A 23685-nucleotide genomic window follows, 5' to 3' on the forward strand; every position below is an offset into this window, starting at 1 on the left:
TGTTACCGTCGATTGTTCTTGAACTTGCTAAAACTCGGTGAGATTAACCGTTTAGGTAATTAAATTACATATAATCGACATAATATCTTTGCCTGAATGACGTAGTGCTCAGTTTAACTAGCATTTTCGCAGCCAATATCGCAACCGTACGTTAAAAACCTCGTCTCTCAAATAAGTCTTACATTCATAAACTGGTTTGCCAATTCTGTTTTGGAGTTCTAAATCACAGCACGAACACCATGAACTAGTGATGTGTATATACTGTTCACCACACTTACTGATTCATTCTAAACTAACGTTGCCTTTCTTAATCCAGGCTTCAAATTGGTGGCTAGAACTAAAGTGTTTTGCAGCATTAACAGTGGCGATAAGAAATGACAAATTTAGCACGGTGATAATTTAGTGATTTTATCTAAGAGTCTGTTTCTCTTGATAGTTTTACGAAAATTTCACTTGCGATGGTCACTACTAAATTGGATACTAACCACGTATTTAGCTAAATCGATGCCAACCACTTGAATAAATGGAACATGGACTCACCTCGTTTAGATTCAACACCGCTAGGGAACATTGTGGCTAAATGGTCAGTAAGTTCATATCATTCGTTATGTAAATAGAGGTAACTATGGAAATCGCTTCCGGTTTCACTGCTAAAGATTGGCATGCGCTTCAATTAGATCATTTGAAGAAAACTAATTGGGACGTTGCAATTGATGTTCTGAATAGACGAATAATGGAACGCTATATTGAATCAGTAGACATCCTGCTGGAACTAGAGCGTGATAAAGGCTTCAAAGAGCGTCGGTTTGGTTTTTCAGTTGTGTCTATAGATTGTATGTTAATAGAAACCCTCCAGGCGTTTATTGATGGTCGAAAAGAGACTAAGCCTCGCTTTGGGAAACAAGAATTCATTAATTATATGGCTAAAGGTGATGTTTTAGGGCGGTATTTTTCAGAAGAGTTGGCAGGTAGGTTCTATAAAGAGTATAGAAATGGTTTACTCCATCAAGCTGAAACTAAAAATAAAGCTTTGATATGGTCCGAATTTGAGGTGGTTAATCTATATCGAGATCAGATGATTATTAACAGAACTGAGTTACACCGTCTAATTAAACTGCAATTTGAAAAATACTTAGAGACTTTATCAGACACTTCACAGAAAAAATTAAGGCAGAACTTCATTAAGAAAATGAATCTTATTGCTAGGATATAATTTATGTAACTGGCGGCTAACGATAGATAAGCAACGGGTGGTATTTTCGCTAATCTGAATTAGTGCAGACAAGATCTGATATTTCGGTTTAATGCAGGCAGCGTTAATAGCTTTATTTAAAGCTAAAAATTCGCTTGAACAGTTAATAAATAGTAATATGTAAAAAATATTTTTTAGAAGTTGTTATTTATGTCATTTCCCCCTTGCCCAAGTTGTCAATCTGAGTACGTTTATCAAGATCAAAATAATTTAGTATGCTCAATGTGTGCTTTAGAATGGAACCCTGAAGAATTAGCAAATGAAGAAGCTATACATGTAAAGGATGCTAATGGAACTTTATTAGCCGATGGTGACAAAGTTACAGTGATTAAGGATTTAAAGATAAAAGGTAGTTCTCAAGTTATAAAGATTGGCACAAAAGCACTGGTGAGACGTGTTTTGGATAAGAAGGATCATGAACTTGATTGCAAAGTTGATGGGGTAGGTGAAATGATGGTAACGGCTAAATTTGTTAAGAAAGCATAGAGTGAAGCTATCTTCTCTGATTAATGCTAAGCGCTTACTTGTTTTCATCTTATTCTTTGAGACTTCGTTTCTAAAGTTGAGAATTAATAAGAAAATTCTCAACTTTTTATTACAAATATTTGAGAATTATTGATTTGCTCTTAAGTTATTGATATATAAATTTATTCTCACTTTTCACAGTTTTAGATGTGTAACGGTGAGCAAATAGTGGAACCCAGCCGAAGTCGCAGAAGAAGACCTAATATCGGTTAAAGACTCGAATGGTGCCTTGCTTGCTGAAGGCGACAAGGTCACGGTAATCAAAGACCTAAAGATCAAGGGCAGTTCGCAAGTGATTAAAATAGGTACCAAAGCTGTCATTCGTCGAGTGTACGACAAGAAAGACCATGAATTAGATTGTAAAGTCGATGGTGTTGGCGAAATGATGGTAACCGCTAAATTTGTCAAAAAAGCCAATTAACTGATAAGAGGAAAGCACATGAAAAATACAAACAGCTCAGCGATCATCTTTGGCGTATTTTTTGTCGTGGGGCTTTCCCTTTTTGCCACCTTGCTTGGCAAAGCGGCTATTGATTACAAACAGTTTGAACGAACGGTAACGGTAAAAGGCCTGTCGGAACGTGAATATCAAGCAGACATCGTCATTTGGCCGATACAATTTACAGCTGCTGGCAATGATTTGCAGGCGCTATACAACGCGGTTGATGAAAGCACGCAAAAAATTCAACGCTTTCTGGTTGATCAGGGAATAGCGTCCGAAGAAATTTCTTTCTCGACGCCATCAATCACAGATAAATCTGCTCAACAGTATGGTGGTAATGCCAGAGCTGAGTTTAGGTATACTGCGATTCAAACGGTGACGGTGTACTCAAAAAACATTGAGACAGCAAGAGATGTGATGGGCGCATTATCTGAACTAGGTAAGCAGGGCATTGTCTTTTCAGGCGACGGCTATCGTTCTCAAACGGAGTATTTGTTTACTCGCCTTAACGACGTTAAACCTGAGATGATAGAAGAGGCAACTCGCAAGGCGAGAGAGGTTGCTGATAAGTTTGCACAAGATTCTAATAGTCAGCTTGGTAAGATTAGGCAGGCATCGCAAGGGCAATTTAGTATTAGTGCTCGCGATAAGAATAATCCTCATATTAAGAAAATTCGTGTTGTTTCTACAGTTGAGTATTATTTGTCGGATTAATGGTAATTTGGCTAACTGCAATGGCTAGTTTGCCAAATCACTAAACAAAGGAATGTATTTTTCAATGCTTGGAATCACAAAGCTTTTTATTCTTTATATAGGTATGTCCTTTGTTGCCGCATTAGGTTGGTTAATTTTGAGCTACCCTAACATTCCAAACACACCTTCCGAATGGGCCCTCTATATTTATGTGTTTTGCGTGGATAAGAGCTACAAGTCTTGAATTGCACGACATTCTCTATTCTATAATTTGGTTTGCTGTAACGAGTTCTCTCTTATACTTACATATTGTTGAAATTAGTAAACGAAGCTTTAATAAATAGAGTTCTAAAAATAAAACAACCAAGCCACCCATTGTATCAATCGCACATTAATGCCGAGTGCAGAGCGCACATCATTCGTTAGTTATAAAGTTGAAAGTTTTATTATGAGTGATACTATAGTCTCACTCACCCAGTTAAGAGTTCGATTATGAAAGTTGAATTAGTTACTACCTTAAAGAGGCAAGCTACTAAAATATTAGCAGACCTCCATTCTTCTAAAGAACCGGTTTTAATTACTGAGCATGGCCAACCGTCTGCATATTTGGTAGATGTTGACGACTTTGAAATGATGCAAAAGCGTATGTCGATTTTAGAAGGAATAGCTAGGGGGGAACAGGCGATTAGAGATGAGCAAGTTGTTTCAAGTACGCGTGCCAAAGAGCAAATGAATAAATGGCTGAAGTAATTTGGACGCAACCCGCTCTAAATGACCTTAATGATATTGCTGAATACATTGCAGTGGCTAACTTGGTTGCTGCGAAAAAGCTAGTTCAAACCGTATTTAGCAAAATCGAAAGGCTAGAAGAACACCCCGACTCGGGCAAAGTTCCTTTGGAAATACCAACGCTTAATTATAGGGAGCTAGTAATCAAGCCATGTCGAGTTTTTTATAAAATTGACGGAAACAAGGTTTTTATATTGCATGTCATGCGTCAAGAACAAGATCTTAGACGTTTCTTGCTAATTTCGTAATCATATAGCTAATAGGTCGTTTAGAGGATGTATTTATCTTGGTTTACACTTCTTCATCGCAAAAATTAGCCAAGCCTGGTATGCCCATTAACAAGCGTAGGCGCTTTTTCGAATCAGATTTTCGACTATTTTCACTTTCTCTTATTCAATGCTTATTCATATTTGAGCAGATGAACTTTCTTGTTAGTTAACTCTTCCATCTTTCTTCTTTGAAGTTGCTAAATCGAGCTATACTTTTGTATACAAAATAATAAAATCGTTTGTTGCATAAGGTATTCATCGCTGTTTTTTCTGTATACAAAATGCTTTTATCGTATTTTGTATTGCATATTTATCTATTTTCGACGCAAATTGACCCATTTGGCGTATTGACAGCGATTTTTTTTTCTGAAACGGCAAGATTTTATTTGCATTTTACTAATTCGAGTGATTATTCTATTTTTTAGTTAAAAAACATACGAGATGTATTATGGAGAATTTAGCTGAGTCATTTATTGAAGCTGCTACACTAATGTTGCTTGGCATGGTGTTTGTTTTTGCGTTTTTAGGTTTGTTAGTTGTGTTTATCAACACAGTGATGGCAAAGCTTGCAAAAACGTTTCCAGATGCACCGACCCCGCAACGAGCGGTTAAGCCTGTACAAACTAAGATTTCTGATGGTGTTTCGCCGTCTATCGTTGCTGCAGTGTCTGCTGCTGTAAGTCAGTACAGAGCCAAGTATAAGAAATAAAGATAGGGGATATTTCATGTCTAAGCCATTAGGTATTACAGAAGTTGTATTACGAGACGGCCATCAATCACTTTTAGCAACACGCCTTCGTTTAGAAGACATGCTACCCATTGCCTCTAAGCTCGATGACATCGGCTTCTGGTCAATTGAATCATGGGGGGGGGCAACGTTCGACTCTTGTATTCGTTATTTAGGCGAAGATCCGTGGGAGCGTATTAGAGCGCTTAAAAAAGCGATGCCTAAAACAAAACAACAAATGTTGTTTAGAGGTCAAAATATCCTTGGCTATCGTCATTATGCTGACGACGTTGTCGAAAAATTTGTAGAGCGCGCGCATGTTAACGGCATCGATGTGTTCCGTATCTTCGATGCAATGAATGATACTAGAAACCTAGAAACAGCAATTAAAGCAGCGGTTAAAGTGGGTGCTCACGCGCAAGGCACATTAAGTTATACAGAAAGCCCAGTACATACACTTGATGGCTGGCTTGAAATGGCTAAAAAGCTTGAAGACATGGGTGCACATTCTCTGTGTATTAAAGACATGGCCGGTTTATTAAAACCATATGACGGCGCCGAGTTAATTTCACGTTTGAAAGAAACGGTAGCACTACCTATTTCATTACATTGCCATGCAACAACAGGTCTTAGTGTCGCAACTCACATGAAAGCGATTGACTCAGATGTTGATGTTATTGATACATCAATTTCTTCTATGAGTATGACTTACGGCCATTCACCAACAGAAACTATCGTGTCGATTGTTGAAGGTACTGAGCGAGACACTGGTTTAGATATGGCTAAATTAGCCGAAGTTGCTGCTTACTTCCGCGATGTTCGAGAAAAATACGCCAAATTTGAAGGCAGCCTTAAAGGTGTTGATGCGCGTATATTATTGGCGCAAGTACCGGGCGGTATGTTGACCAATATGGAAAACCAACTTCGCGAACAGGGCGCGGCAGATCGCTTAGATGAAGTACTACAAGAAATTCCAAGAGTCCGTGAAGACTTAGGTTATATTCCACTGGTAACACCTACATCGCAAATTGTGGGCACACAAGCGGTATTGAACGTATTAACGGGTGAGCGTTATAAATCTATCACCAAAGAAACGTCAGGCGTTTTAAAGGGTGAATATGGTGCAACTGCAGCTGACGTGAACAAAACCCTTCAGGATCGTGTTTTGGACGGTGCAGAAGCTATTACTTGTCGCCCTGCGGACTTACTGTCGCCAGAAATGGACAAACTTACTGGTGAACTTGAAGCGTTAGCTAAAGAGAAGTCTATTGAGTTAGCGGACGATGTGATTGACGATGTCCTTACGTATGCATTGTTCCCACAAATTGGTTTGAAGTTCTTAGAAAACCGAAACAACCCAGATGCATTTGAACCGGTACCGACCAAAGAAGTACCACAAGCAGCACCAGCTCAACAGCAATTAGTATCTCCATCAGCTACGGAAAGTTATTCTGTAAGTGTTGATGGCAAAGTATATGACGTAGTTGTTGCGCCTGGTGGTGAAATTAAAGAGATCCAAAAAGTAGCGGGTGATGATGCAATCAAACAGACTGCGTCGGTAGGTGCAGGCGAGAGCTTGAATGCGCCGCTGGCAGGTAACATCTTTAAAATCTTAGTAAATGAAGGTGATACTGTGGCAGAAGGTGATGTTGTGATCATCATGGAAGCAATGAAAATGGAAACGGAAATTCGCGCGACTGCTGCGGGTCAGGTATTAGGCTTGTTAGTTAGAGAAGGTGACGCCGTAGCCGTGGGCGACACTTTATTAAGCTTAGGGTAGTCGGTCGAAATGGAAGGTTTAATAACACTTTGGGACTCAACCGGTTTAGCCCATTTCGAGCTTGGCCAGATTATTATGATGTTAGTTGGCTTTGGCTTATTGTTTCTTGCTATCGGCAAAAACTTTGAGCCACTATTGCTATTGCCAATGGGCTTTGGTGCAATATTAACTAATATTCCCCTGGCCGGCTTTTCAGAAGTAGGCGGTCTACTGCACTATGTATACGATGTCGGTATAGACACAGGGATATTTCCACTGCTGATCTTTTTAGGCGTTGGTGCGATGACCGATTTCGGTGCATTAATTGCCAACCCTAAAATGTTGTTTTTAGGAGCAGCGGCGCAGTTTGGTATTTTCGCTACTTTGTTTGGTGCGATTGCATTAAATGCCATTCCTGGTTTTGAATTTACACTCCAAGACGCCTCTGCTATAGCAATTATCGGTGGCGCCGATGGCCCAACGGCTATTTTCCTAGCGTCACGCTTAGCGCCTGATCTGCTGGGTGCTATCGCGGTTGCAGCATATTCATACATGGCATTAGTACCAATCATTCAGCCACCAATTATGCGTGCCTTTACTAATAAAGAAGAACGCAAAATTGAAATGGCACAGTTACGCCATGTTACTAAGATTGAAAAAATTATCTTTCCGCTAGGCGTATTGATGATGACAATCTTCTTCTTACCAGCAGCTACGCCACTTGTGGGTATGTTCTGTTTAGGTAATTTGATGAAAGAAAGTGGTGTTGTAGATCGTTTAAGCTCAACAGCACAAAACGAACTGATTAACATCGTCACTATCTTCTTAGGATTGGGTGTAGGTTCAAAGCTGAGCGCAGACAAATTCTTAAACGTAGAAACCTTAGGTATTCTAGGCTTAGGTGCGGTAGCGTTCTCTATTGGTACAGCGTCTGGTGTATTGATGGCTAAGGTTATGAACAAGCTATCAAAAGAGAAGGTTAATCCGCTTATTGGCGCCGCGGGCGTATCTGCCGTACCAATGGCTGCAAGGGTAGCGAACAAAGTTGGTTTGGAAGCTAATCCTCATAACTTCCTATTGATGCATGCGATGGGGCCTAATGTTGCAGGTGTACTTGGTAGTGCAGTTGCTGCAGGTATATTGCTTGCGCTTGTAGGGCCATAACGAAGAGTTGCGAAGCGCTTTGAATTAGTGCTTCGTGCTGCGTGTTTCGAGCGGTGTGCGAAATGCGTTAAGGGAGGAGAACCTGTGTAAAGATATCACGGGATGACGGGGTTACTCGTCCCTCGTCCATTTAGCGCGTAGCACGCACCTTAAATACACGTCATCCTGAAATCTATTCAGGATCTCATCTTTATCTACGTCGTGCTATGTGCTTCAAGCCGTATGCTGTATGTTGAAAGGACTTCCCTAAAGTGAAGCGTATTTTCCGTTATGGATTGCGCTTAAATCGTTCCCAAACGTCGTCGTGTTTTTCGAAACAAAGTCTGTCATGCAACCTGCTTGCACGCCCTTGCCAAAATTCGATCATGTGCGGTTTAATGCGCCATCCTCCCCAAAATTCAGGGTAGGGTACCTCTTGTCCTTTAAACGCTTCCTCATATTCCTTTACACGTTGCGCTAGCTCTTCCTTGCTCGCCACTTTCTCACTTTGCTTAGACGCCCACGCACCTATTTTGCTGCCTCTATCGCGGCTATCAAAATACGCTTTTGACTGCTCAGCACTGACTTTCTCAACTACACCTTCAATACGCACTTGGCGCTGCAAAACGCCCCAGTGAAACAGTAATGCGATTTTCCCGTTGTGCGTCATATCTTGGCATTTTCTAGAGCCATAATTGGTATAAAAAACAAAACCTGATTGATCCCACTCTTTTAACAATACCATGCGTGTACTAGGTTGGCCTTGTTCAGATACGGTAGCAACTGACATGGCTTCTGGTAGCAAAATACCTGACTTTTTCGCATCCTCAAACCATTTACCAAACAATTCAAACGGATCGTCAATGTTATCTAACTCCGGCATTGGCATCGCAACACCTTGTCCAAAGGTAAATATAAGGCGTAGTTTTTCTAGAAAAGTCATGTGTTAAGGGTACCAGTGGTTTGTTGCCGATATGCTAGCATGACGTTGATTATTCTCAACTGTTTTTGCTAAAGCGCGTGTTTATGTTACGAGTGGGTTTTTCAGTAAGATCAAAAAGGGACGCTAAAAAGCGCCCCTAATACTTGTGGAATTAATCTAATTCCCAATCTTCTTCATCATCGAACATTGCCTTTAAACGCTTTTGTTCTAAGATTTCATCTAACCTTTTGCGAACTTGCTGATCATGCTCAGCTTGTTCCTTAGCGATTGGCTTTTCTGAATAACTAAAGTCATCGCTACCTCGCAAAATGTCACTTTCTTGATATGACATATTTAAGACCTCGACTAAATTAGTGAAAATTCACTGTTACATTGATTAAACTTTATACAATCAACATAGGAAAAGATGTGGCTATTTTCAAATGAATCTTTTGTTGATTCAGTACGATATCTGTAATAGTTTGTAAAAAAGTGTACAGAAGGCTGGTTAATCCCAGCCTTCAACCCCCTCCATATCAGGAAGTTGATGCGCGATGCCTTTGTGGCAATCTATGCATGTCTTCTCGCCGCTAGCCAAGTTGGTTGAATGCATGGCTGCTGCTCGAGGGCTCTGTTCGGTAAAATCCATATATTCAAAATCGTGACAATTTCTGCACTCTAATGAATCATTTGCGGACAGTCTTGCCCACTCATGTTCGGCTAATTCTCGACGCTTAGCTAAGAACTTTTCGCGGGTACTTATAGTGCCAAAAATCTTACCCCAAACCTCTTTAGAAGCTTGCATTTTACGTGCTATTTTATCTGTCCAATTGTGAGGAACATGGCAATCAGGACAAGTAGCACGAACGCCGGATCGGTTAGTAAAGTGAATCGTAGATTGAATTTCTTGGTAGACATTGTCTTCCATTTCGTGGCAACTAATACAGAATTCTTCTGTATTGGTTAATTCAAGCGCAGTATTAAAACCACCCCAGAATATGATGCCCGCTAGGAAGCCACCGATAACTAGGAAACCCAAACTATAATGCACGCTGGGCTTAGTTAGCGTTTGCCATCCTATGCGTATAATCTCGATAAGCTTTTTCATATCGAACCTCTATTTTTTGCTACTTTCTTGCTTTTGCTTAGACAGGGTATGCATGTCGACAAATTCGTTTTCAACTAAAGGTTTAACTTCGGTTTGAACGACGTGACATTGACTACAAAAATAACGTCTTGGGGACACTTCCGCCAAAAAGTTACCATCTCTGTCCATATAATGCGTAACACTTACCATAGGTGCCTGAGTCTGTTCAGTTTTTTGTCTACTGTGACAGGTCATACACTTATTCGTGTTAAGGTTCACCTCGTATCCTCGAATATCATGCGGTATCAATGGTGGTTGCATCGGATAATTTCGCGATTTTCTTATGTCGTCATTTGAAACCTTAGGAATTGCGCTTGGCTTCTTTTGGCTATCAATCGGCGTCGCATCTCTTAAGGTTGCAATGGAGTCATTGTCGGCGTAGGCAAGCCCTGCGATAGAAACAGTTACCGCAACGACAAGTAGCCCAATGGGTTTTGTAATGGCTTTGATTAACTTGTTCATGTCTGTCTCCTTATGCCTTCACTACTTTAACAGCACATTTTTTATAGTCTGTTTCTTTAGAAAGTGGATCGGTTGCATCTAACGTGACTTTATTCACCAAGCGACTGGCATCAAACCAAGGCATATACACCAAACCTTTAGGTGGTTTGTTACGCCCTCTGGTTTCTACACGTGTCTCAACTTCGCCTCGACGAGATTGCAGTTTAATTAAGTCGCCACGTCTTAAATTACGTTCTTTGGCGTCATCTGGATGCATATAAAGCACCGCATCCGGCATAGATTTGTATAACTCTGGAACACGTTGCGTCATAGAACCTGAATGCCAATGCTCTAATACACGCCCTGTGGATAGCCACAAGTCGTATTCTTTATCTGGCACTTCTGCTGCGGGCTCATATGGCAGAGCGAAAATTTTCGCCTTACCATCAGGGTTTCCATAGAAGTCCCAATCACTGCCTGGTTTGGCGTATGGATCGTACCCCTCTTTGAAGCGCCACAGCGTTTCTTTACCGTCAACTACCGGCCAACGAAGTCCGCGTGTTTGATGGTAGACATCATAAGGCGCCAAATCATGACCATGACCACGACCAAATACGGCATATTCTTCGAATAAGCCTTTATGCACGTAGTAACCAAAATGACGTGCATCATCATTTAGTTGATCATCAGCGATTTCAGACAGCGGGAATTTATCCACTTGACCGTTTTTGTATAAAACGTCGTATAAGGTTTTACCGCGATACTCAGGCTTTTTAGCAATCAGTTCTTCCGGCCATACATCTTCAACCGTAAAGCGTTTAGAAAATTCCATTAACTGCCATAAATCTGAATGTGCGCCTTCTGGTGGCTTAACCATTTGATGCCACGCTTGTGTGCGTCGCTCGGCGTTACCATAAGTACCTTCTTTTTCTACCCACATCGCTGTCGGTAGGATCAGATCTGCTGCTTGAGCAGTAACGGTTGGGTAGGGGTCAGATACCACAATGAAGTTGTCTGGGTTTCGATAACCAGGATATGCTTCTTGTGCGATGTTAGCGGCAGCTTGCATATTGTTATTACACTGCACCCAATAGAAATTGAGCTTACCGTCTTTCAACATTCGGTTTTGCAGTACGGCGTGATAACCAGGTTTCGGCGGGATTGTACCTTCTGGTAGTTTCCACACTTTCTCTGCTTTTGCGCGATGTTTTGGATTGGCAACAACCATATCCGCTGGTAAGCGGTGAGCGAAAGTGCCGACTTCGCGCGCAGTACCACATGCAGACGGCTGACCTGTCAGTGAAAATGGGCTATTTCCGGGAGTTGAAATTTTTCCGGTTAATAGGTGAATGTTGTAGCACAACTGATTAGCCCAAACACCACGAGTGTGTTGGTTAAAGCCCATGGTCCAAAACGAACAAACTTTTGTGTTCGGGTTAGCATAGACTTCCGCTAACGCCTGTAGCTGACTTTTAGGTACACCAGAAAGCTTGTGGGCATAGTCTAACGTGTAAGTACTAACAAATCGTTTATATTCTTTAAACGTGATTTCTTTATTGCCGCCAGCATTGGTCGCATTTTTAGCACGTTTTTCTAGTGGGTGTTCAGGACGAAGACCATAACCAATGTCATCATTGCCAATTCTGAACGTAGTATGTTTGTTTAAAAAATCGGTATTTACGTTACCTGTCTCAATAATGTGGTTGGCAATGTAATTGAGAATGGCTAAATCTGTTTGTGGCGTAAAGATCATCGAATTATCAGCAAGCTCAGAGCTGCGATGCGTGAATGTTGACAGTACGTGAACTTTCACATGGGGCGCACTTAAACGGCGGTCGGTAATACGCGTCCATAAGATAGGATGCATTTCCGCCATATTAGAACCCCACAGCACCATTGCATCTGTTTCTTCAATGTCATCGTAACAACCCATAGGCTCGTCAATACCAAAGGTACGCATGAACGCAACTACTGCCGATGCCATACAATGTCTTGCATTTGGATCGATGTTGTTCGATCTAAAGCCGGCTTTCATCAATTTCGACGCCGCGTAACCTTCATGAACTGTCCATTGACCAGAACCAAACATACCAACGTAAGTCGGACCTTTTTCTTTTAACGTGGTTTTAGCTTTGTCAGCCATGATGTCAAAAGCTTGTTCCCAGCTGATTGGAGCAAATTCACCATTTTTGTCATATTGCCCGTTGGACATGCGCAACATAGGCGTTGTTAGCCTGTCTTTGCCGTACATGATTTTGGACAGAAAGTATCCTTTAACACAGTTAAGCCCTTTATTTACCGGGGACTTAATATCGCCATGAGTAGCAACTACTTTGCCATCCATGACACCAACGTTAACGGAACAGCCTGTACCGCAAAAACGACAGGGTGCTTTGTCCCACTTAATTTTTGTTAACTCACTGCTTGTAATTAGATTGCTACTTGCCGCAGGCAGAGATACACCCGCAACCGCTGCCGCAGCAGCTACAGCATTAGCCTTCATAAACTCTCGGCGATTCATAGTCATGGCTTCACCTACAATTGTTGTTACTCTGTTAAAAATTCATGGTATACCGGGGCAATATTTAGCAAACCTCGGTGCTCGCGTATTAAATCTAGTCTGTTAGCAATATCTTTGTGATGTTCTGCTTCCAGGGTAAACACTATTTTTCCCATCTCACTGGTCGCGTGTATTTCAGCGCCAGGTGTTAATAAAATATGTTCTTGCACTAACACAAGTTGCTCAAGCATGGCATGAGCAACAAAACTTGCTATGTGATATTCAGTGTCTACAGCGGTTGTCATATTGCTTCTACCTCTACAACGGGAATTTGTTGGTTTACGGAAACGGCATCTTGCGGGCATGTGGACACACAGGCGCCACATTGAGTGCACAAAGATGTATCTAGTGTTGGTTGTGGAATGCTGGACGATGCAATGTCAAAGGTAATAGCGCGTGGCTCGCAAGCATCTTGGCAGCTTAGGCAAAAAATATCATTTTTCGCGAGGCACTTATCATTAATTTCAACAAGTGCTTGCCAAGGTTTGTCTGATTTGTCTGCTTTAAAAAGCGGTTGCGGGCATACGTCGATACATGCATTGCAGAAAGTGCATTCGTTTGAAGAAAAGTCAACTTTAGGGAAGCCATCGATATCTGGCTTGATAATCGATGTTTCGCAGGCGTCTACACACTTTCCGCATTGTTCACAATGCTCAAGAAAATGTTGTTCACTGATCACCCAAGGCAATCTTAAAGCATTATCAGCTTTAATTTTCCCTTTAAACAATCGGCGCCTAGAAAAGTTAACCGCTTGCGTCATGCTAGCTACCTGGTGGACCAAGAAGGATTTGGCTTATCCAAATGATAAAGCCATAGCTACCGACAATAGCTACAGAAGCCATTGGTGCTAGAAACACCATCAGGAATAAAATCATATTCCGTTCGCGTTTCTTTTCTTGGTCATTAGTTACATCATTCATACCGAGTCTCCTAATGATTACTTTATAACCAGAATTAACCTATGTTTGCACAAAAAACCACACGGGTTCAAGGGATTTGTTTAACATTTTTTTTACTTATTCTGGTAATTCATTGTTCTCTTATTTACAGTGTAGGATAAATTTATTTTATTGCTGTTTAATTAAGCATTTATCTATAGGTAATTTCCTTGATTCTCTATCCTTGGTTGTCTCAACTACACACTGATCTTGTGTCAAAACAGCAACGCCAATTAGTTGTAGTTGAAGGTGATAGTGACTGGTTAAAAGAAACACTATCGCGTTTAAAGAAAGATATTCTTGTTTCAGATCAATCTAATTGGTTATTTTATGCCGACGAATCCGACGATTCGGCGCAGGTTAATGGCAAGAATTTTCGCCAATATTTAGGGACTGAATATCAAGGTGTTATGTTCACATCTGAACAGTTTAATGCCGAAGCAATTGCTGCCCTTTCTGGCGTGCTGACCATAGGTGGCGTGGTTATTGTGCCCAAGCTAATCGAGCAAGATGGCCATAGCAGTTTGTTTATGGAGCGCTTTTATCAACTGGCGTTAGCACAAGAAGAAGTTATCGTGGTAACTCAGGGGCAAGCATTACCTAAACTTAGTTTAGAAGCGTTGCCTGAAATCGAAACAGCATCATTCGCTTATCACAGCATTACACAAGACCAGCAAGAAGCGGTTGAAGCAATAATGAAAGTTGCGACGGGTCGAAGACGCAGGCCGCTTGTATTGACTGCCGACCGTGGTCGCGGCAAGTCATCAGCATTAGCTCTCGCGTGCATGGCGTTGCAGTCGCAGCAAGATACGCCGCTAGAGGTGGTTATTACCGCGCCACATGTTAATGCGGTAAGTACTTTTTTTAAGTTGTTGTATAAACACTTAGATATAACGCCAAGTGAAAAAAGTAACCCCACGATAGAAGTGCCGGGGCTTCGCATTAGTTTCATGGCCGTCGATCAAATTCTGGCGCAGCGACCTACCGTTAATTTACTGCTAATTGATGAGGCTGCCGGTATACCGGTCTACTTACTTAAAAAACTCTTGAGCCACTATGCACGCGTTGTGTTTGCTTCGACCATTCATGGCTATGAAGGGGCAGGCCGCGGATTTACCGGAAAATTCTTTGGTTACCTGCGCGAGCAATATTCAGGTTGGCAACATTATTCGATGCACACGCCAATAAGATGGCGACACGAAGACGCGTTGGAACAATTTATTTATCGTGCGTTTTTACTTGATGCCGACATAAAGACTGTTGGTTATGATACAGAGCTACCAGCGGAGCTCCATTGTTTAAGCGTAGAAACACTTGTACGCAAAGAAGATATTTTAAAACAAGTATTTTCTATGTTAGTGATTGCGCATTATCAAACCTCACCAAGTGACTTGCAGCTGCTATTAGACAACCCGCAAGCAAAGCTTTTTGTTTACCGCCAAGGGGAACAAATTTTAGCGGTGGCTTTTGTGCTGATTGAAGGCAGTAATAATACAGTATCGCTAACCGCTATTAGCGAGGGTAAAAGGCGCGCTGCCAGTCAGTTTTTACCTCAGTCGTTGCTGACGCACCTAGGCCATAAAGAAGCCTTTGATTATCGCTATTGGCGCATTATGAGAATTGCTGTGCATCCTGATATTCAAAGTAAAGGGGTTGGTAGTGAGTTTGTCGACAAAATATGCCAGCAAGCAGAGCGCGAAGGCGTTGAGTTTGTTGGGTCGAGTTTTGGCGCTAATGCTAGTTTAGTTAACTTTTGGCATCAGTCTTCTTTTGCACTGGCTCGACTTGGCTTTACGCGAGATAAATCTAGCGGCGAGCACTCAGCGCTGATGCTAAAGCCGATGACGCTAGCCGCTGAACGTTTCTTTAAGCAAATTCATACTAATTTTTATAAACAGTTTTTGTATTTACTCACGCTTGAGTATGCTGATTTACAATGCAAGTTGGTGTGGCAAATATTGCATCGTATGCCGCTTGAGTATGTGCCGGCATTGACTAAATCTGACAGGCAGGCGGTTGAAGATTTTACTAGTAAACGCCGCCAATTAAGTCCTTGTTCTTATGGTTTGCGCCACTGGTTAATTCACCATTGCCAGCACGACTATCACAATGACATGGCACCTTTGATCGCTCGCTTACTGCAACGTAAAGCGATTGAAGATATTGCCACGGCATTTGACTTCACCGGACGTAAGGCAGTAATCACTGCATTTATCAACTATATTGAAGAGCAAGCTGAATAAGCTCGTTTTTAACACGTAAAGAAGACATTCATGACTAATCCTTTGTTGCAAGTTACCGATTTGTCGAAACACTACAAAGAGGTAAAGGCGGTCGACGAGATTTCCTTTTCTATTCAAGCAGGGCAATGCTTTGGTTTGCTTGGCCCCAATGGCGCAGGTAAAACCACAACTATTGAAATGTTGGAAGGCATTATTGCACCAACTAGTGGCAGTATTGTTTATAAAGGCAAACCTATTACTCGCGATATAGCCAATGAAATAGGTATTCAGTTTCAGCACACCGCACTGCAAGACTTTTTAACAGTAAAAGAAACGCTGCAGTTATTTGCGTCGTTTTACGAGCAAACGGTTTCGATAGAGTCGCTTATAGAAGTATGTGATTTAGCTGACTTTCTCGATCGTGACAACCGCCTGCTCTCCGGTGGTCAACGACAACGATTGTTACTTGCCATTGCTTTGATTAACGATCCTCAAATTGTGTTTTTAGATGAGCCTACTACCGGGCTAGATCCGCAAGCTAGGCGCAATTTTTGGACTTTAATAAAACGGATCAAGGCACAAGGTAAAACGGTGGTATTAACCACTCATTACATGGACGAAGCCGAGCAATTGTGTGATCACATTGTCATTGTTGATAAAGGTAAAATCATAGAATCTGGCAGTCCTCGGCAATTATTAAACCGCCACTTTGACAAAGTCTTTATGTACCTGCCAAGTGAACATATTGATCAAGCGCTTGCACAAGAGCATCAGTGGCAAGTGAATGGCGACAGTGTAGAAATTCAAACTCAAGATGTTGAAGAAACATTGTCGTTATTACTTAGCAAAGGCGCGTCACTAGAAGGTTTGCATGTAAAGTCTGCCAACTTAGACGATTTGTTTTTAAAATTAACTGGCCATTCGTTGAGGGAATAAGTGTTTAGTTTTAAGCGATTTTTAGCGGTTGTTAAGGCCCGAAATTTAGAATTCTTTAGAGATAGAAGTTCGCTCGGCTGGAATTTGATTTTCCCTGTACTTTTGCTGGCAGGTTTTTCGATTATTTTTTCTGGCGACGGTAAAAGTGTTTATAAAGTAGGCCTGCTTCCTCACACTGAGCAAAGCGCACTGCAAGAAACGCGCTTTATAGATTTTGTTGAATATCAGCAGATTGCTCAGGCCAAACTCAAACTAGAACAACATGCGATTGACCTAGTGGTTGATATCGACAATCAGCAATATTGGGTTAATGAAAATGCACCGAATAGCTATTTAGTAGAGCGCATTCTACTAGGCGTAAGTAGTGATTATCAGCGCAATGTCACGCAAGGAAAAGCGATACGTTATGTCGACTGGGTGCTACCGGGTATTCTAGGCATGAATATGATGTTTAGCTGCTTGTTTGGGGTTGGCTATGTCATTGTTAGGTATCGTAAAAATCATGTATTAAAACGGCTTAAGGCAACGCCGTTATCGGCCTTAGAATTTGTTAGTGCGCAGCTATTATCACGACTATTTATCGTTATGTTTATGTCGGTAGTGGTCTATGTTGGTTGTAATTTCTTTTTTGATTTCTACATGCTCGGCAGTTATTTCGACCTCTTTTTAATAGGCGTAATGGGCGCATTTAGTTTAATTGCCTTGGGATTATTAGTGGCCTGTCGCAGCAAAAGTGAAGAGCTTATTGGCGGATTACTCAACTTGACCTCTTGGCCGATGATGTTGCTCTCCGGCGTATGGTTTAGCTTAGAAGGTGCGCCAGGGGTTGTTAAAACTATCGCCGACTTTCTACCGTTAACGCATTTAGTTGCAGGTGCTAGGTTAATTATTACTGAAGGCGCAACCCTTGCTGATTTGTCTTATCACATCGGTGCTTTGGCAGTAATGACGTTAATATTTCTTGGCTTAGGTGCTTATTTCTTTAGTTGGAATACGGATAGATAATGAGCCGGCTGTTATACAAAATTATCGGGCTATTTTTTGTTGTTTTAGCCTGCTTAGGCGCTGTGTTTCCGCTATTACCTACAACACCATTTTTACTGGTGGCGGCCGCATGTTTTGCTAAGTCTTCGCCTTATCTGTACCAAAAGTTACTCGACAATCGGGTGTTTGGCCCGATGATTCGCGATTGGCAGGCACATCGTAGTATTGGAAAGCGTGCGAAAACTGTGGCGCTAATAACCATGGTCTTAGCTTATGCTTGGTCATTCTATTTGTTAGAGCCCTGGTATTTGCGCGCAATATTAACGGCTTTAATGCTTTGGCCGTTTATTTTTGTTGCGCGCTTGCCTTTAACAGAGCACCAGATAGTAGAGAAAAGGAATTAATACTAAGAATTAGTGCTACGTGCTAATTCATAGTGCTGCGTGCTGCGAGCTTCGGGCTGCGTATTGAAAAAACTACTCGTTCCACGTTTTTCGCACTTTAACAATCACGTCATCCTGAAATCTATTCAGGATCTCATCTCTTTTAGCGCTTGTTGACAGAGCTCCACGTTCCTTGTTCCCTGAAGCGAAGCTTTCCTTTAGAGAAGAGATCCCGTGTAAAGACATCACGGGATGACGGTTTTTTAACCCGTTCCTTGTCCCTGCATACTGCTGTTTCGCGTCCATGCTTTCGCAGTATGAGTAAATCCATTTACGTTTACACAGCCTTCAGCCTTCTAAGCCTGAAGCGCTTTACCTACTATCGCTGCTAGGTGCGCTGGTAAGGTTAGTGAAAGTGCAATCTCATGACCTTGCTCTGACATTTTACGCCAGGTTTTTTGCACAATATCGACTAACTTATCGTCATCGTATTTTGTGGCAAAGTCGTTGAAGTAATGCATCAAAAACACTAAGCACGCAACGTCTTCTAAAGTTTGACTGTCAGCATTAGATTTGAGCTTTTCCTTGCGCACTATGCTTGCCGTTTGCTGAATTTCATCGTCGTTATAACCGCTCTTTTCCATAAGCTCAACGACGATTTCTGCATGCATTACTGCTAATGCTTTGCGCCAAGCAAGGTAGCCTTTTTTGCCCAGTTCATATTCGTCCCTTGCGATTGCCCAACGTTTAACATGTTGCGCTCGAACGGCAATTTGTAAGTACTCGTTTGCGTTAGGCCAATAGGCATTAAGTACTTCGGTCATTTGATGACCATATAAAAGTGATTTTGGACGGGCTTCGCCATTAACCTCTAATGTATTTGGATCTTGTTCATTGATGGCGTCGATAGCCGTTAATGTTTGATTTAATTGTTCAGTCATAATGCTACACATGGTTTTTTTACGATATTTAAACAAAAAATGACAAAATGAGCTATTTTTCTTTAAGGGAAATGATTGAGCATAAACAGGGTTTTCAGTATAATACTTTCCCGTCTTGTTACTTGCTGGCGCATAGTAACGCAAATTTCTGATTCTCCTGATTTCTGGGCTATACATGACAACTAGATATATATTTGTTACGGGCGGCGTTGTTTCGTCTTTAGGTAAAGGTATTGCAGCAGCTTCTCTCGCCGCAATTCTTGAAGCACGTGGACTTAAAGTCACCATGCTTAAATTAGACCCTTACATTAACGTTGACCCGGGTACGATGAGCCCGATTCAACACGGTGAGGTTTTTGTTACCGAAGATGGCGCAGAGACAGACTTAGATTTAGGTCACTACGAGCGCTTTATCCGCACCAAAATGTCAAAGCGTAACAACTTTACAACCGGCAGAATTTATCAAGACATTCTTGCTAGAGAGCGTAAAGGTGAGTTCCTTGGTGCAACTATTCAAGTTATTCCGCATATCACCAATGATATTAAACGTCGTGTTATCGAAGGGGCTGAAGGCTCTGACGTTGCGATGGTTGAAATTGGTGGTACGGTAGGTGACATCGAGTCACAACCATTCTTAGAAGCTATTCGCCAGTTAGGTACAGAACTTGGTCGTGAACGAGCGATGTTTATGCACCTAACACTTGTTCCTTACCTAGCCGCATCAGGTGAAATTAAAACTAAACCAACGCAGCACTCTGTAAAAGAGTTGCGTTCAATTGGTATTTTCCCAGATATTCTTGTTTGCCGCAGCGAAGGCACAATTCCTGCCAATGAACGTGCAAAAATTGCATTGTTCTGTAATGTTGAAGAAAAAGCTGTTGTGTCGATGCGCGATGTAGACAGTATTTACAAGATTCCTGCGTTACTTAAATCTCAAGGTGCGGATGAATTAGTAGCACGTCGTTTTGGTTTAGACGTACCAGAAGCTGATTTATCTGAATGGGAACAAGTGCTTTATCAAGAAGCTAACCCTGTGGGTGAAGTAACCATTGGTATGGTGGGTAAATATATTGAATTACCAGATGCATACAAATCAGTTAACGAAGCGTTAAAGCATGCTGGTCTTAAGAATCAAGTAACGGTAAACATCCAATACGTTGACTCACAAGACGTTGAAACCAAAGGTGACGAAGTATTACAAGGCCTAGACGCAATACTAGTGCCAGGTGGCTTTGGTGAGCGAGGTGTTGAAGGTAAAATTAAAGCTGCACAGTATGCTCGTGAAAACAAAATTCCTTATTTAGGTATTTGTTTAGGTATGCAAGTAGCATTGATTGAATTTGCCCGTAACGTAGCTGGCATGAAAGACGCGCACAGTACCGAATTTAATGCTGATACTGAATATCCTGTTGTTGGTTTAATCAATGAATGGTTAGACGAAGAAGGTAAGGTAGAATACCGTAATGCCGATTCAGATCTAGGCGGAACAATGCGTTTAGGTTCACAATTGTGCCACCTTGTGAAAGGTACCAAGACGTGTGACGTATATGGTAGTGAAACAATTTATGAAAGACACCGTCACCGTTATGAGGTAAATAATAACTTCAGAGATCAATTAAGCGACGCTGGCTTAGTGTTTTCTGGATTGTCTACGGATAAGAATTTGGTTGAGGTGATTGAAATACCAGATCACCCATGGTTTATTGCAGGTCAGTTCCACCCAGAGTTTAACTCTACACCTAGGGATGGACACCCGCTATTTGAAAGCTTTGTTGGTGCTGCATTTGAGCACAGCAAAGAAGAAACTAAATAAAAAATCAAATAGAGCCGTAGTATGTCATGTACTGCGGCTTTTTTAATTTAACGTGATTTAGCAGCAAACGAACTGCTTATATTTGAGGAATAATAATGTCTAATATCGCTAAGGTAGTTGCTCGTGAAGTTATGGACTCACGTGGTAATCCAACTGTAGAAGCTGACGTTTATTTAGCGTCTGGTGCATGGGGTCGTGCATGTGCTCCATCTGGTGCATCAACAGGTTCTCGCGAAGCCCTAGAATTACGTGACGGTGATAAGTCTCGCTACTTAGGTAAGGGTGTATTAAAGGCTGTAGCCGCTGTTAACGAACAGATTGCACCAGCACTTATCGGCAAAGATGCACTAGCGCAAGCTGATGTAGACCAAGTAATGCTTGATCTAGACGGCACAGAAAACAAAGAAAACTTAGGTGCAAACGCAATTCTTGCGGTATCACTTGCAAATGCTAAAGCAGCTGCAATGGCTAAGAATGTTCAGTTGTTCGAACACATTGCTGACCTAAACGGCACGTCAGGCCAATATTCATTACCATTACCAATGATGAACATCTTAAATGGTGGTGAGCATGCTGATAACAACGTTGATATCCAAGAATTTATGGTACAACCGGTTGGTGCTAAAAGTTTTAAAGAAGCACTTCGTATGGGCGCTGAAATCTTTCATCAGTTGAAAAAAGAACTTTCTGCTAAAGGTTTAAACACAGCAGTTGGCGATGAAGGTGGCTTTGCTCCAAACCTTGCTTCAAATGAAGACGCATTAAAAGTAATTGAAGCAGCTGTTGCCGCTGCTGGTTACGAAATGAATAAAGACGTTACCTTAGCATTAGACTGTGCAGCATCAGAATTCTATAAAGATGGTGTGTATGATTTATCAGGCGAAGGTAAGCAGTTTGATTCAAAAGGTTTCGCTGAGTACTTAGCTGAGCTAAGCGCAAAATACCCAATTGTTTCTATCGAAGATGGTCTTGACGAGAGTGACTGGGATGGTTGGAAAGTCTTAACTGATATGATCGGTGAGAAAGTACAGCTTGTAGGTGACGATTTATTTGTAACGAATACAAAAATCTTAACGCGCGGTATTGAGCAAGGCATTGGTAACTCAATTTTGATCAAGTTCAACCAAATTGGTTCATTAACAGAAACACTTGCTGCTATCCGTATGGCACAAGACGCTGGCTTTACTGCTGTTATCTCACACCGTAGTGGTGAAACTGAAGATGCGACTATCGCAGATTTAGCGGTAGGTACTGCTGCAGGTCAGATCAAGACTGGTTCACTATGTCGTAGTGACCGTGTAGCTAAGTACAACCAATTGTTACGTATCGAAGAATTCTTAGGTGACAAAGCTGTATTTAATGGCCGTAGCGAAATTAAAGGTCAATAATTAAACGCTTATGTTGAATGCGAAAAGCCGGCAATTGCCGGCTTTTTTATTACCCTAATTTTGTTAGGCAAATGCTGTCGTGACGTAAGTAGATACATGTTTATCTAGATATTGTTGGTGAGATGCTATGTTTTCTATCTCGTCGGCATAAGTGCAGTAGAGCATGCCGATGTATGGCATGTGTAAGTAGTTAAACGTCGCGCGAAATATTTCCTCAAAACAGGTGTTGGGCTTGGACACCACGCCAGTTGCAATGACACCTGCAGACATGCCTTTAAGCTTTCGACCTAGCGGTTTATTGATCACCAATAAATCCGAAAGTCTGTCCATAAACACTTTCATTTGTGCACTTGGTGCATACCAATACACCGGACTTGCCAATATAATGGCATCGTAGTTTTCGATAATATTGGTGATTAAAGGCAAAAAATCATCATCTTGGTTGTTAAAGTTGTAGTCATAAGGTGCAATGTCATAATTTGATAGGTGAAACAAGGTACATTGTGCTGGATATTGTTCGATGAAATACTCCACCAAATTGGCTGTATTTCCATTGCGTCGACTTGTGCCTAAAACGATTGCTATCTTCATATTAGCTCCTTGATTATTGCTATTTATCACTAGGCTAATTCCTCAACTTAGGTTGAGGTCAATAGATAGTTTTGTTTCTTTTTTATTTTGGCCAGCGCCGCGGGAGAGTGAATAACTGGAAAAATTCCAATACTTTAAGTATGCTTGCCCTTTAAGCAGTTATTGAATGAATAGTATCCATTTATCCCTATGAGCCAAACCAGTTTGTGGCAAGGTCAGCAAAGTTTAAATCCTTATGCTGAGTTATGCAGTGCACTCTACGAAAGAGAAATCAGGCAATTAACCTTGCAGGAGCAGCTGTCTACACAAACGATTCAAGGGCGTCTAAAAAGCCTACCTTATTATGTTACTCGCTTAGCTAATATGATGGATAGGGCAGAAACACCACTAGATTTAGATAGCCAGAATGCAACCTGGCAAGCTAAACAAAGTGCCCATGTGCCGCTGTCTGGGCAAGATGACATTTGGGATTGGTATACCAAAGAAGGCTTGGAATTAGGCGCAATCATTCCTGTGTTGGAAGACAACAAGATAGTGCTTGATTCAATCGAACGTATCGATATCGAAGGTAAAGGAATTCGCACCAATGCTCATGGCTGGTTTAATGCGAATCAACTTGTTAGTGCTCGCGGAGCACGCCTATTAAAGCCCACTAAACGCGTGTTAATGTCTGCGTGTGCTGGCCACACCTGGACCAATAACCAAAAAGCGACACCAACGATTCCAACCTTACGTGAACTTTTACTTTCTTGTGTGATTAACTGGAAAAACTTCAGAAAACCCCTCAAATTATCGCAATAATTTTTTTCGCATATTTGGG

25 protein-coding genes and 1 pseudogene are annotated in these 23685 nt (G+C 41.5%); 16 read left to right on the forward strand and 10 right to left on the reverse strand.

Going from position 1 to position 23685, the window contains the following annotated elements; genetic code table 11:
• Positions 1-625 precede the first annotated feature (625 nt).
• The 9 genes and pseudogenes from QUD85_RS04400 to QUD85_RS04440 all read left to right on the forward strand — a co-directional run bounded on the left by QUD85_RS04400 (position 626) and on the right by QUD85_RS04440 (position 7620).
• On the forward strand, positions 626-1213 hold the full coding sequence (locus QUD85_RS04400) for a hypothetical protein (protein WP_093327240.1): 588 nt from the start codon (positions 626-628) through the stop codon (positions 1211-1213).
• Between the two features lie 189 nt (positions 1214-1402).
• Complete coding sequence (locus QUD85_RS04405) at positions 1403-1738, forward strand: zinc ribbon domain-containing protein YjdM (protein WP_093327241.1); 336 nt, start codon at positions 1403-1405, stop codon at positions 1736-1738.
• A 208-nt stretch (positions 1739-1946) separates the two neighbouring features.
• A pseudogene (locus QUD85_RS04410) lies at positions 1947-2198 on the forward strand (zinc ribbon domain-containing protein YjdM); the annotation flags it as partial.
• Positions 2199-2216: 18 nt separating this feature from the next.
• Entirely contained in the window at positions 2217-2933 is a 717-nt protein-coding gene (locus QUD85_RS04415) for an SIMPL domain-containing protein (RefSeq protein WP_093327243.1), read from the forward strand.
• Positions 2934-3404: 471 nt separating this feature from the next.
• Positions 3405-3662: a type II toxin-antitoxin system Phd/YefM family antitoxin gene (locus QUD85_RS04420; RefSeq protein WP_093327245.1), complete on the forward strand. Its 258-nt coding sequence runs from the start codon at positions 3405-3407 to the stop codon at positions 3660-3662.
• Positions 3650-3949 (forward strand): type II toxin-antitoxin system RelE/ParE family toxin, encoded by a 300-nt coding sequence (locus QUD85_RS04425; protein WP_093327247.1) that lies wholly within the window; start codon positions 3650-3652, stop codon positions 3947-3949. Before QUD85_RS04420 ends, QUD85_RS04425 begins: the two co-directional genes overlap by 13 nt.
• 469 nt (positions 3950-4418) lie before the next feature.
• Positions 4419-4679 (forward strand): OadG family protein, encoded by a 261-nt coding sequence (locus tag QUD85_RS04430; protein WP_093327248.1) that lies wholly within the window; start codon positions 4419-4421, stop codon positions 4677-4679.
• A 16-nt stretch (positions 4680-4695) separates the two neighbouring features.
• Entirely contained in the window at positions 4696-6477 is a 1782-nt protein-coding gene (gene oadA, locus QUD85_RS04435) for a sodium-extruding oxaloacetate decarboxylase subunit alpha (protein WP_093327250.1), read from the forward strand.
• A 9-nt stretch (positions 6478-6486) separates the two neighbouring features.
• Positions 6487-7620 (forward strand): sodium ion-translocating decarboxylase subunit beta, encoded by a 1134-nt coding sequence (locus tag QUD85_RS04440; protein ID WP_093327251.1) that lies wholly within the window; start codon positions 6487-6489, stop codon positions 7618-7620.
• 268 nt (positions 7621-7888) lie between these two features.
• Here QUD85_RS04440 and pdxH read toward each other — a convergent pair whose 3' ends face one another.
• The 8 genes from pdxH to QUD85_RS04480 form a co-directional block, all read right to left on the reverse strand.
• A complete protein-coding gene (pdxH, locus tag QUD85_RS04445) occupies positions 7889-8542 on the reverse strand; it encodes a pyridoxamine 5'-phosphate oxidase (protein WP_093327253.1) in 654 nt (217 codons plus the stop codon).
• Between the two features lie 151 nt (positions 8543-8693).
• Entirely contained in the window at positions 8694-8873 is a 180-nt protein-coding gene (locus QUD85_RS04450; RefSeq protein WP_093327254.1) for a PA3496 family putative envelope integrity protein, read from the reverse strand.
• Positions 8874-9029: 156 nt separating this feature from the next.
• On the reverse strand, positions 9030-9629 hold the full coding sequence (locus tag QUD85_RS04455; RefSeq protein ID WP_093327256.1) for a cytochrome c3 family protein: 600 nt from the start codon (positions 9627-9629) through the stop codon (positions 9030-9032).
• Positions 9630-9638: 9 nt separating this feature from the next.
• Positions 9639-10130 carry a nitrate reductase cytochrome c-type subunit gene (locus QUD85_RS04460; RefSeq protein ID WP_093327258.1) on the reverse strand — a complete coding sequence of 164 codons (492 nt, stop codon included), beginning with the start codon at positions 10128-10130 and terminating at the stop codon, positions 9639-9641.
• 10 nt (positions 10131-10140) lie between these two features.
• A complete protein-coding gene (napA, locus tag QUD85_RS04465; protein ID WP_093327259.1) occupies positions 10141-12636 on the reverse strand; it encodes a nitrate reductase catalytic subunit NapA in 2496 nt (831 codons plus the stop codon).
• 20 nt (positions 12637-12656) lie between these two features.
• Positions 12657-12914, reverse strand: coding sequence for a chaperone NapD (locus QUD85_RS04470; RefSeq protein WP_093327261.1), 258 nt, complete (start codon positions 12912-12914; stop codon positions 12657-12659).
• Complete coding sequence (gene napF / locus QUD85_RS04475; protein ID WP_093327262.1) at positions 12911-13429, reverse strand: ferredoxin-type protein NapF; 519 nt, start codon at positions 13427-13429, stop codon at positions 12911-12913. Before napF ends, QUD85_RS04470 begins: the two co-directional genes overlap by 4 nt.
• A 1-nt stretch (position 13430) precedes the next feature.
• Entirely contained in the window at positions 13431-13589 is a 159-nt protein-coding gene (locus tag QUD85_RS04480) for a periplasmic nitrate reductase, NapE protein (RefSeq protein ID WP_093327264.1), read from the reverse strand.
• Positions 13590-13777: 188 nt separating this feature from the next.
• On the opposite strand from QUD85_RS04480, the gene QUD85_RS04485 reads away from it, so the two are divergent.
• From QUD85_RS04485 to QUD85_RS04500, 4 genes are read left to right on the forward strand one after another with little or no spacing between them, the layout of a single operon-like run.
• Positions 13778-15850, forward strand: a complete 2073-nt coding sequence (locus tag QUD85_RS04485) for a GNAT family N-acetyltransferase (protein WP_093327266.1) — start codon at positions 13778-13780, stop codon at positions 15848-15850.
• A gap of 30 nt (positions 15851-15880) precedes the next feature.
• Positions 15881-16765, forward strand: coding sequence for an ABC transporter ATP-binding protein (locus QUD85_RS04490; protein ID WP_093327267.1), 885 nt, complete (start codon positions 15881-15883; stop codon positions 16763-16765).
• A complete protein-coding gene (locus QUD85_RS04495) occupies positions 16766-17770 on the forward strand; it encodes an ABC transporter permease (protein WP_093327268.1) in 1005 nt (334 codons plus the stop codon).
• A complete protein-coding gene (locus QUD85_RS04500; protein ID WP_093327270.1) occupies positions 17770-18153 on the forward strand; it encodes a YbaN family protein in 384 nt (127 codons plus the stop codon). Before QUD85_RS04495 ends, QUD85_RS04500 begins: the two co-directional genes overlap by 1 nt.
• Positions 18154-18488: 335 nt before the next feature.
• On the opposite strand, the gene QUD85_RS04505 is transcribed toward QUD85_RS04500, so the two are convergent.
• Entirely contained in the window at positions 18489-19073 is a 585-nt protein-coding gene (locus tag QUD85_RS04505) for a DUF4202 domain-containing protein (RefSeq protein WP_093327618.1), read from the reverse strand.
• Positions 19074-19248: 175 nt separating this feature from the next.
• Between QUD85_RS04505 and QUD85_RS04510 the strand changes: the two genes are divergently transcribed.
• Complete coding sequence (locus QUD85_RS04510; protein ID WP_093327274.1) at positions 19249-20886, forward strand: CTP synthase; 1638 nt, start codon at positions 19249-19251, stop codon at positions 20884-20886.
• 95 nt (positions 20887-20981) lie between these two features.
• Positions 20982-22274 carry a phosphopyruvate hydratase gene (gene eno / locus QUD85_RS04515; protein ID WP_093327275.1) on the forward strand — a complete coding sequence of 431 codons (1293 nt, stop codon included), beginning with the start codon at positions 20982-20984 and terminating at the stop codon, positions 22272-22274.
• Between the two features lie 63 nt (positions 22275-22337).
• Here eno and QUD85_RS04520 read toward each other — a convergent pair whose 3' ends face one another.
• Positions 22338-22865 (reverse strand): flavodoxin family protein, encoded by a 528-nt coding sequence (locus QUD85_RS04520; protein ID WP_093327277.1) that lies wholly within the window; start codon positions 22863-22865, stop codon positions 22338-22340.
• Between the two features lie 189 nt (positions 22866-23054).
• Between QUD85_RS04520 and QUD85_RS04525 the strand changes: the two genes are divergently transcribed.
• Positions 23055-23666 carry a hypothetical protein gene (locus QUD85_RS04525; RefSeq protein ID WP_093327279.1) on the forward strand — a complete coding sequence of 204 codons (612 nt, stop codon included), beginning with the start codon at positions 23055-23057 and terminating at the stop codon, positions 23664-23666.
• Positions 23667-23685 lie beyond the last annotated feature (19 nt).

Origin of the sequence: Thalassotalea agarivorans, assembly GCF_030295955.1 — a bacterium.
GTDB lineage: Bacteria > Pseudomonadota > Gammaproteobacteria > Enterobacterales > Alteromonadaceae > Thalassotalea_D > Thalassotalea_D agarivorans.

Coding starts and splice junctions, on each gene's coding strand:
- eno (WP_093327275.1), top strand. CDS start 20,982: ATGTCTAATATCGCTAAGGTAGTTGCTCGTGAAGTTATGGACTCACGT.
- QUD85_RS04450 (WP_093327254.1), bottom strand. CDS start 8,873: ATGTCATATCAAGAAAGTGACATTTTGCGAGGTAGCGATGACTTTAGT.
- QUD85_RS04480 (WP_093327264.1), bottom strand. CDS start 13,589: ATGAATGATGTAACTAATGACCAAGAAAAGAAACGCGAACGGAATATG.
- QUD85_RS04405 (WP_093327241.1), top strand. CDS start 1,403: ATGTCATTTCCCCCTTGCCCAAGTTGTCAATCTGAGTACGTTTATCAA.
- QUD85_RS04440 (WP_093327251.1), top strand. CDS start 6,487: ATGGAAGGTTTAATAACACTTTGGGACTCAACCGGTTTAGCCCATTTC.
- QUD85_RS04420 (WP_093327245.1), top strand. CDS start 3,405: ATGAAAGTTGAATTAGTTACTACCTTAAAGAGGCAAGCTACTAAAATA.
- QUD85_RS04430 (WP_093327248.1), top strand. CDS start 4,419: ATGGAGAATTTAGCTGAGTCATTTATTGAAGCTGCTACACTAATGTTG.
- QUD85_RS04490 (WP_093327267.1), top strand. CDS start 15,881: ATGACTAATCCTTTGTTGCAAGTTACCGATTTGTCGAAACACTACAAA.
- QUD85_RS04470 (WP_093327261.1), bottom strand. CDS start 12,914: ATGACAACCGCTGTAGACACTGAATATCACATAGCAAGTTTTGTTGCT.
- QUD85_RS04425 (WP_093327247.1), top strand. CDS start 3,650: ATGGCTGAAGTAATTTGGACGCAACCCGCTCTAAATGACCTTAATGAT.
- QUD85_RS04400 (WP_093327240.1), top strand. CDS start 626: ATGGAAATCGCTTCCGGTTTCACTGCTAAAGATTGGCATGCGCTTCAA.
- napA (WP_093327259.1), bottom strand. CDS start 12,636: ATGACTATGAATCGCCGAGAGTTTATGAAGGCTAATGCTGTAGCTGCT.
- QUD85_RS04520 (WP_093327277.1), bottom strand. CDS start 22,865: ATGAAGATAGCAATCGTTTTAGGCACAAGTCGACGCAATGGAAATACA.
- QUD85_RS04500 (WP_093327270.1), top strand. CDS start 17,770: ATGAGCCGGCTGTTATACAAAATTATCGGGCTATTTTTTGTTGTTTTA.
- QUD85_RS04460 (WP_093327258.1), bottom strand. CDS start 10,130: ATGAACAAGTTAATCAAAGCCATTACAAAACCCATTGGGCTACTTGTC.
- QUD85_RS04525 (WP_093327279.1), top strand. CDS start 23,055: ATGAGCCAAACCAGTTTGTGGCAAGGTCAGCAAAGTTTAAATCCTTAT.
- QUD85_RS04510 (WP_093327274.1), top strand. CDS start 19,249: ATGACAACTAGATATATATTTGTTACGGGCGGCGTTGTTTCGTCTTTA.
- QUD85_RS04455 (WP_093327256.1), bottom strand. CDS start 9,629: ATGAAAAAGCTTATCGAGATTATACGCATAGGATGGCAAACGCTAACT.
- QUD85_RS04505 (WP_093327618.1), bottom strand. CDS start 19,073: ATGACTGAACAATTAAATCAAACATTAACGGCTATCGACGCCATCAAT.
- QUD85_RS04415 (WP_093327243.1), top strand. CDS start 2,217: ATGAAAAATACAAACAGCTCAGCGATCATCTTTGGCGTATTTTTTGTC.
- napF (WP_093327262.1), bottom strand. CDS start 13,429: ATGACGCAAGCGGTTAACTTTTCTAGGCGCCGATTGTTTAAAGGGAAA.
- pdxH (WP_093327253.1), bottom strand. CDS start 8,542: ATGACTTTTCTAGAAAAACTACGCCTTATATTTACCTTTGGACAAGGT.
- oadA (WP_093327250.1), top strand. CDS start 4,696: ATGTCTAAGCCATTAGGTATTACAGAAGTTGTATTACGAGACGGCCAT.